Source organism: Tistlia sp. (assembly GCF_040905785.1).
Taxonomy (GTDB): Bacteria; Pseudomonadota; Alphaproteobacteria; order Kiloniellales; family DSM-21159; genus Tistlia.
Window position 1 is genome coordinate 52571 of record NZ_JBBDQW010000009.1, and the last position, 6493, is coordinate 59063.

Genomic DNA, 6493 nt, shown 5'->3' on the forward strand with positions numbered 1-6493 from the left:
AAACCTACGCCGCCAGCTGGCGCGCCAGGATCAGGCGCTGGATCTCGCTGGTGCCCTCGTAGATCTGGCAGACCCGGACGTCGCGATAGATGCGCTCCACGGGATAGTCCTCCAGGTAGCCGTAGCCGCCGTGCACCTGGATCGCCGCCGAGCAGACCTCCTCGGCGATCTCGCTGGCGAACAGCTTGGCCATGGAGGCCTCCTTGAGGCAGGGCTGCCCGGCGTCGCGCAGGGCGGCGGCGTGGAGGGTCATCAGCTCGGCCGCGTGCAGCTTGGTGGCGCAGTCGGCGAGCTTGAAGCCGACCGCCTGGTGCTCGACGATGCGCCGGCCCATGGCCTCGCGCTCCCTGGCATAGGCGAGGGCGTGCTCGAAGGCCGAGCGGGCCATGCCCACCGACTGGGCGGCGATGCCGATGCGCCCGCCCTCCAGGCCCGAGAGCGCGATGCGGTAGCCCTGCCCCTCCTCGCCGAGCAGCAGGTCGGGCGTCAGCTCCAGCTCCTCGAAGACGATCTGGCAGGTGTCGGAGGCGCGCTGCCCGAGCTTGCGCTCCTTGCGCGCGACCTTGTAGCCGGGCGTGTCGGTCGGCACGACGAAGGCCGAGATGCCCTTCTTCCCGGCCTCCGGGTCGGTCACCGCGAAGACGATGGCGACGGCGGCGTTCTCGCCGGAGGTGATGAACTGCTTGGTGCCGCTGAGCATCCACTTGTTGCCGTCCTTGCGCGCCCGCGTCTTGATCGCCGAGGCATCGGAGCCGGCGCCCGGCTCGGTCAGGCAGAAGGCGCCGATCTGCTCGCCGCGCGCCATCGGCTTCAGGAAGCGCTGCTTCTGCTCGCTCGAGCCGTAGGCCAGGATCGGCATGCAGCCGACCGAGTTGTGGACCGACATGATCGTCGAGCAGGAGCCGTCGCCGGCGGCAACCTCGATCAGCGCCAGGGCGTAGGAGACGGAGTCGGTGCCGGCGCCCTCCCACTCCTCGGGAACCAGCATGCCGAGGAAGCCGAGCTCGGCGAGACCCTCGACGCCCTCCCTGGGAAAGCGCGCCTCGCGGTCCCACTCGGCGGCGAGCGGCGCCAGCCGGTCGCGGGCGAGCTGGCGGGCGGTATCGCGGATCAGGCTCTGCTCCTCGGAGAGGATCATGGGGGCGTTCCTTCTGCCGTTGCCGGGAGCATCGTGCCGGGACGACGGCAAATCAAGCGAGGCGCCCGGCAGGAATTGCCGCCGGCCCGTCGGCAAGGGCTGCCGGCCCGCGCCCGGCCGGGGGCGCGGACCGCGGTTTTCCGCGCCCCGCCGGCTGCGGCACGGCCCTTGCAGCCGGTAGGCGAACACAAAACGGGAGACCGACCTTGCCCGACGGTGCCGCCATGCCCCTCCACGCCTTCGAGCCCGGCCTCGAGCCCGCCGGCGCGCGCGGCTTCGAGCTCGACGCCACGGCCCTGCGGCTGCGCCGGCTCGCCCAGCGCATGGCCGACCAGGCCGCCCCGGCGGCACGCGAGGCCGCCGAGGAGCTGCTCGCCGCCGCCGAGGAGGCCGAGCGCGCCCTGGTCGAGCGCAGCCGGCGCATCCGCCAGCTCGAGAACCTCTCGATCACCGACGAGCTGACCGGCCTGCTCAACCGTCGCGGCTTCCAGGAGATGCTGCGGCGCGCCCTGGCCGACGGCGAGCGCCACGGCGAGGAGGGGCTGCTGCTGCTCTGCGACCTCGACCACTTCAAGGCGACCAACGACAGCTACGGCCATCTCGCCGGCGACTCGGTGCTCGGCGCCGTCGCCGAGCTGCTGCGCCGCACGACCCGGCGCAACGATGCGGTGGCGCGGCTGGGCGGCGACGAGTTCGCCGTGCTGATGCCCAAGACCCCGGTCGAGCGCGCCGAGCGCCTGGCGGCCAAGCTCTCGGCCGCGGTCAACGGCCTGTTCGTGCCCTGGGGCCGCAAGCAGATCCCGGTCGCCGCCTCCTTCGGCTGGGAATCCTACGGCCCGAACAGCCGGCCCGACCGCCTGTTCTTCCTGGCCGACCGCAAGCTCTACCGCTGCAAGCGCCCCCAGGCCCCCGATATCGTCGGCCACTGAGGGCACGCCCGCGGCCCGGTCCGCGCCTATCATGGTTCGACAGGCTCACCATGAAGCCTGCCCCAGGGTCGGTGCCGGCCTCTTCGTCGCTTCGTGGTGAGCCCTGTCGAACGTAGCGCGGCCGCACCACGCGTAGCTCGGCGCGAAGCGAAAGGCGGAGCATAGGCGCCCCTCCGCCGGACGCTTGCGCGCCGCCCGCCCTCGCCTAAACTGCTACCATGAAGCTGCCGCGCGTGATCCGCCTCGACCAGTCGGACGTCTACGTCTTCGAGCCGGCCGCCGAGGCCGGCGAGCTGGCGGTGCCGGGAGGCTTCGCCTTCGCCGGGCGCGACCCGGCGGCGCTGGCCGGCAAGCAGCAGCTCGCCTTCCGCAACGGCTGGCTCGGCCTGGACAGCTTCGGCCGCGCCTCGCTGGTCGAGGTCGCCGAGGTCGAGGAAGCGGACTTCTTCGCCGCGGTCGAGCGCCTCGCGCGCCACTTCGTCGAGGCCTACGGCGCGCCGGCGCTGGGTGCCGCCCTGCCGGTCGCCCGCCTGGAGCTCGAGGAGGCGAGCGGCCTCTGCGAGCACAAGCTGCACACCCTGCTGTCGCTGGAGCGCGACCTCGACGAGGCCGGCGAGCTGGTCGAGCGCTTCCGCGTCGTCCTGCCCGAGCGCGCGGCCGATCATGCGCCGATCTGGCGCATCGTCGAGGACGGCGAAGCCTAGCCTGATCGCTACTGCTCGCCGTGGGTCGTGATCTTCAGGGTCCGCCCGCAGTGCTTGCAGTGCACGGCGTCCGGCTCGTGGCGGTCGAGACCGCAGTCGGGGCAGGTATGGATCACCTTCGCAGGCGCGAACATCGCCTGGGCCAGGCGGATGAACAGTGCGACGCCGACGACCATGATCAGGACCGACAGGAGCCGCCCGGCGGTGCCGTGCAGGACGATGTCGCCGAATCCGGTCGTGGTCAGGCTCGAGACGGTGAAGTAGAGCGCGGCGACGTAGCTGTCGATGTCGGCGTTGCGGCCGAAGGCGTAGCTGAAGACGACGCCGGTCACGATGAAGACGAAGACCAGCAGGTTGACCGAGCGCACGATCACGTCCTCGTGGCGCCGGAAGAAACCCGCCCCCTGGCGCAGGTCGCGCAGCACCTCGTAGGAGTGCAGCAGCCGGAGCGCGCGCAGCAGCCGCAGGAAGGTGAGGTTCTGGTCGACGATCGGCGCCAGCAGCAGCGAGGCGATGACCAGCAGGTCGGCCAGGGTATAGGGCCGCAGCAGCATCCGGCGCTTGTGCTCGGCGATCCAGAGCCGCAGCAGGAAGTCGAGCAGGATCAGCGAACCGATCGCGATGTCGGCGGCCAGGATCGCCGGCGTCAGCTCCATCGGCGCGGTGACGATGAAGAAGGCGATGGTCGAGAAGTCGAAGGCCAGGAGGCCGTAGCGGAAGCGCGCGGCGGCCCGGCCGTCACCCTTGTAGAGCGCGGCGATCGCCCGCTTCACGCGCCCCTCGAGCATGTCCGGCTCCTTGCCCCCACGCACCTAGTGTCGCGAGCCGCTCCCCGTCAGCGTACGTCGTCGCGTTCCGGGGCCGGCGCCTCGACCGCCGGCTGCTGCTGGGTGATGCAGTGGATGCCGCCGCCGCCGCGGATGATATCGAGCGCCGGGATCTGCACGATCTTGCGGTCCGGGAAGAGCGTCTCGAACAGGTCGAAGGCGCGGTCGTCGGCGGAGTCCTCGAAGGACGGCAGCACGATGCCGCCGTTGGTAAAGTAGAAGTTCACGTAGGACAGCGCCATGCGCGTGCCGTCGGGCAGGTAGCGGGCCTTGGGCTGCCTCACCTCCACGACTTCGAGCGGCCGCCCAGCGGCGTCGGTCTCGCCGCGCAGGACCTCCAGGTTGGCCTGCAGCGCCTCGTAGTTGGCGTCGTCGGGGTCGTCGGTCGAAAGCGCCAGCACCTTGGCCGGCGCGACGAAGCAGGCGACGTTGTCGACGTGGCCGTCGGTCTCGTCGCCGGTCAGGCCGCCGGGCAGCCAGACGACCTTCCGTGCACCGGTATGGGCCTGCAGTATCTCCTCGATCTCCGCGAGGCTGCGGCCGGGATTGCGGTTGTCGTTAAGCAGGGTATCGCGCACCGCCAGCAGGGTGCCCTCGCCGTCGACGTGGAGGGCGCCGCCCTCGGTGACCAGGTCGGTGGCGTAGCGCCGGACCTCGTGCTGCTCGAGGATCGCCTGGGCCAGCTTGGCGTCCTTGGCGTAGGGCTGGTAGCGCTCGCCCCAGGCGTTGAAGGTCCAGTCGACCGCCGCCAGGCCGCCCTTGCCGTCCACCAGGTAGGTCGGGCCGCTGTCGCGGATCCAGGAGTCGTCGTGTTCCATCGGCACCGCACTAACGCCGGCGCCGCACTTGATCGACACCTCGGCGACCGCGACCGGGTTGGAGATCATGGTCACCGGCTCGAAGTGCGCGATCGCCTTGGCGACCTCGGCATAGGCGTCGCACGCCTCCTCGATGCCCTCGCCCCAGAGTTCCTCGCGCGCCGGCCATGCCATCCAGGTGCGCGCATGCGGCGCCCATTCCGCCGGCATGTAGAAACCGTCGTCGACAGGTCTCGCCATACAGATCCGCCCTCGGTGCTTTCCCTCGGCTCCGGGCGTCAGGCACGGCATTAACCGTGCGCTGTCCCGGGGCCCGGCACTCTAGGCAAGGGGCGGGAGCCTTGTCCACGCCGCCCTGCCGGCGCCCCCGGAAGGTTGCGCGGCGGCGGCTGGCATCAGGGGCGAGAGCGAGGCGCGATCAAGGGCTTTCGGCCACAAGGGTGGTGGCCGGCGGCACCGGCCGCAGGGCCGTGGCGCTGCGCGGCAGGCCGTCGGACAGGAACGGCAGGCCCCGGCGCTCCCCCGACACCTGGGTCGCCCCGTCGGCTGCCGGCAGGGGCGAGGTTCCCGGCAGCGGCTCGAGCGCCGCCACCATCGCCGTGTCGTAGGTCGGCGTCTCGCGGCAGATCGCACCCTCGCTGACCAGGTTGAGCAGCGCACAGTCCTGCTCGGCGATCAGCGAGATGCCATGGTCGGCGACCGACTTGCCGCTGGCCGCGTAGCTGCCGGCGTCCAGGACGAGCGAGGCGATGGAGAGCGCGGGCGGCAGCGCGCAGCCGCCGAGCGCCAGCAGCAGCGGAGCTGCCATCAGGATGGTTCGCATGCCGGTTGAATCCCCCCGAATTCCAAAAGGATTCTAACCGTGCCTCTGATTTCTTGTCAAAAGCTTAAGGCAAGCTCTTGGAAAAGCCGGATAAGGGGGCCGGCACGTGTCGAGGCGAGCGCCCATTAGCCCTTCTTGGCTGGCGGCAGGGCGAGCTTGAGGCAGAGCTCGCGCAGGCGCTCCGGCGGCACCCCGGAGGGCGCCATCATCATCAGGTCCTCGGCCCGCTGGTTGAGCGGGAAGGCGATGATCTCGCGGATGTTGGGCTCGTCGGCCAGCAGCATGACGATGCGGTCGATGCCCGGCGCCGAGCCGCCGTGCGGCGGCGCGCCGTAGCGCAGCGCGTTGAACAGTCCGGCGAAGCGCGCCTCGACCTCCTCGGCGCCGTAGCCGGCGATCTCGAAGGCCTTGACCATGACGTCGGGCAGGTGGTTCCGGATCGCGCCCGAGGAGAGCTCGACGCCGTTGCAGACGATGTCGTACTGGAAGGCCTTGATCTCCAGCGGATCCATCGTCTCCAGGGCCTCCATGCCGCCCTGCGGCATCGAGAAGGGGTTGTGCGAGAACTCGATCCTGCCGGTCTCCTCGTCGCGCTCGTACATCGGGAAGTCGACGATCCAGCAGAAGCGGAAGGCGTCCTTCTCGAGCAGGTCGAGCTCCTGGCCCAGCTTGGTGCGGACCTGGCCGGCGAAGGCGGCTGCCGCCCGCGGCTTGTCGCAGGAGAAGAAGACCGCGTCGCCGTTCGCCAGGCCGGCGGTCGCCTTGATCCGGGCGACGCGCACCGCCTCCAGGTTCTTGGCGATCGGGCCGCGCGCCTCGCCGTCCTCGCCGAAGACGATGTAGCCGAGGCCGGGCTTGCCCTCCTGCTGGGCCCAGCTGTTCAGCTTGTCGAACCAGCTGCGCGCCTGCCTGGCGGCGCCGGGCGCCGGAATCGCGCGCACCGCCGCGCCCTCCTCGATCAGGCGCGAGAAGATGCCGAAGCCGCCGCCGGCGAAGTCGGCGGTGACGTCGACGATCTCGATCGGGTTGCGCAGGTCCGGCTTGTCGCTGCCGTACCTCAGCAGCGCCTCCTCGAAGGGAATCCGCGGGAAGGGCGGCGGCGTCACCGAGCGGCCCCGGCCGAACTCCTCGAAGACGCCGCTCATGACCGGCTCCAGCGCGGCGAAGACGTCGTCCTGGGTGACGAAGGACATCTCGAAGTCGAGCTGGTAGAACTCGCCCGGCGAGCGGTCGGCGCGCGCGTCCTCGTCGCGA

General features: G+C 71.0%; 7 protein-coding genes. 2 read left to right on the forward strand and 5 right to left on the reverse strand.

Annotated features, from left to right (window positions below):
* Positions 1-4 precede the first annotated feature (4 nt).
* Positions 5-1138: an acyl-CoA dehydrogenase family protein gene (locus WD341_RS02905; RefSeq protein ID WP_368423915.1), complete on the reverse strand. Its 1134-nt coding sequence runs from the start codon at positions 1136-1138 to the stop codon at positions 5-7.
* A 206-nt stretch (positions 1139-1344) separates the two neighbouring features.
* On the opposite strand from WD341_RS02905, the gene WD341_RS02910 reads away from it, so the two are divergent.
* Together WD341_RS02910 and WD341_RS02915 are read left to right on the forward strand one after the other, a co-directional pair.
* On the forward strand, positions 1345-2067 hold the full coding sequence (locus tag WD341_RS02910; RefSeq protein WP_368423916.1) for a GGDEF domain-containing protein: 723 nt from the start codon (positions 1345-1347) through the stop codon (positions 2065-2067).
* 218 nt (positions 2068-2285) lie between these two features.
* Complete coding sequence (locus tag WD341_RS02915; RefSeq protein WP_368423917.1) at positions 2286-2771, forward strand: DUF6505 family protein; 486 nt, start codon at positions 2286-2288, stop codon at positions 2769-2771.
* Between the two features lie 8 nt (positions 2772-2779).
* On the opposite strand, the gene WD341_RS02920 is transcribed toward WD341_RS02915, so the two are convergent.
* The 4 genes from WD341_RS02920 to aspS form a co-directional block, all read right to left on the reverse strand.
* The gene (locus WD341_RS02920) at positions 2780-3559 is read right to left on the reverse strand and encodes an ion channel (RefSeq protein ID WP_368423918.1); all 780 of its coding nucleotides are present in this window, start codon (positions 3557-3559) and stop codon (positions 2780-2782) included.
* A 47-nt stretch (positions 3560-3606) separates the two neighbouring features.
* On the reverse strand, positions 3607-4656 hold the full coding sequence (locus WD341_RS02925; protein ID WP_368423919.1) for an agmatine/peptidylarginine deiminase: 1050 nt from the start codon (positions 4654-4656) through the stop codon (positions 3607-3609).
* Between the two features lie 178 nt (positions 4657-4834).
* Positions 4835-5239, reverse strand: a complete 405-nt coding sequence (locus WD341_RS02930; RefSeq protein ID WP_368423920.1) for a hypothetical protein — start codon at positions 5237-5239, stop codon at positions 4835-4837.
* A 125-nt stretch (positions 5240-5364) separates the two neighbouring features.
* Positions 5365-6493, reverse strand: a 1129-nt coding sequence (gene aspS / locus WD341_RS02935) for an aspartate--tRNA ligase (RefSeq protein ID WP_368423921.1), incomplete at its 5' end; no start/stop codon positions are given.

Excerpts from the sequence above, each read along its gene's own strand:
- WD341_RS02925 (WP_368423919.1), bottom strand. The coding sequence starts at position 4,656 with ATGGCGAGACCTGTCGACGACGGTTTCTACATGCCGGCGGAATGGGCG.
- WD341_RS02930 (WP_368423920.1), bottom strand. The coding sequence starts at position 5,239 with ATGCGAACCATCCTGATGGCAGCTCCGCTGCTGCTGGCGCTCGGCGGC.
- WD341_RS02920 (WP_368423918.1), bottom strand. The coding sequence starts at position 3,559 with ATGCTCGAGGGGCGCGTGAAGCGGGCGATCGCCGCGCTCTACAAGGGT.
- WD341_RS02905 (WP_368423915.1), bottom strand. The coding sequence starts at position 1,138 with ATGATCCTCTCCGAGGAGCAGAGCCTGATCCGCGATACCGCCCGCCAG.
- WD341_RS02915 (WP_368423917.1), top strand. The coding sequence starts at position 2,286 with ATGAAGCTGCCGCGCGTGATCCGCCTCGACCAGTCGGACGTCTACGTC.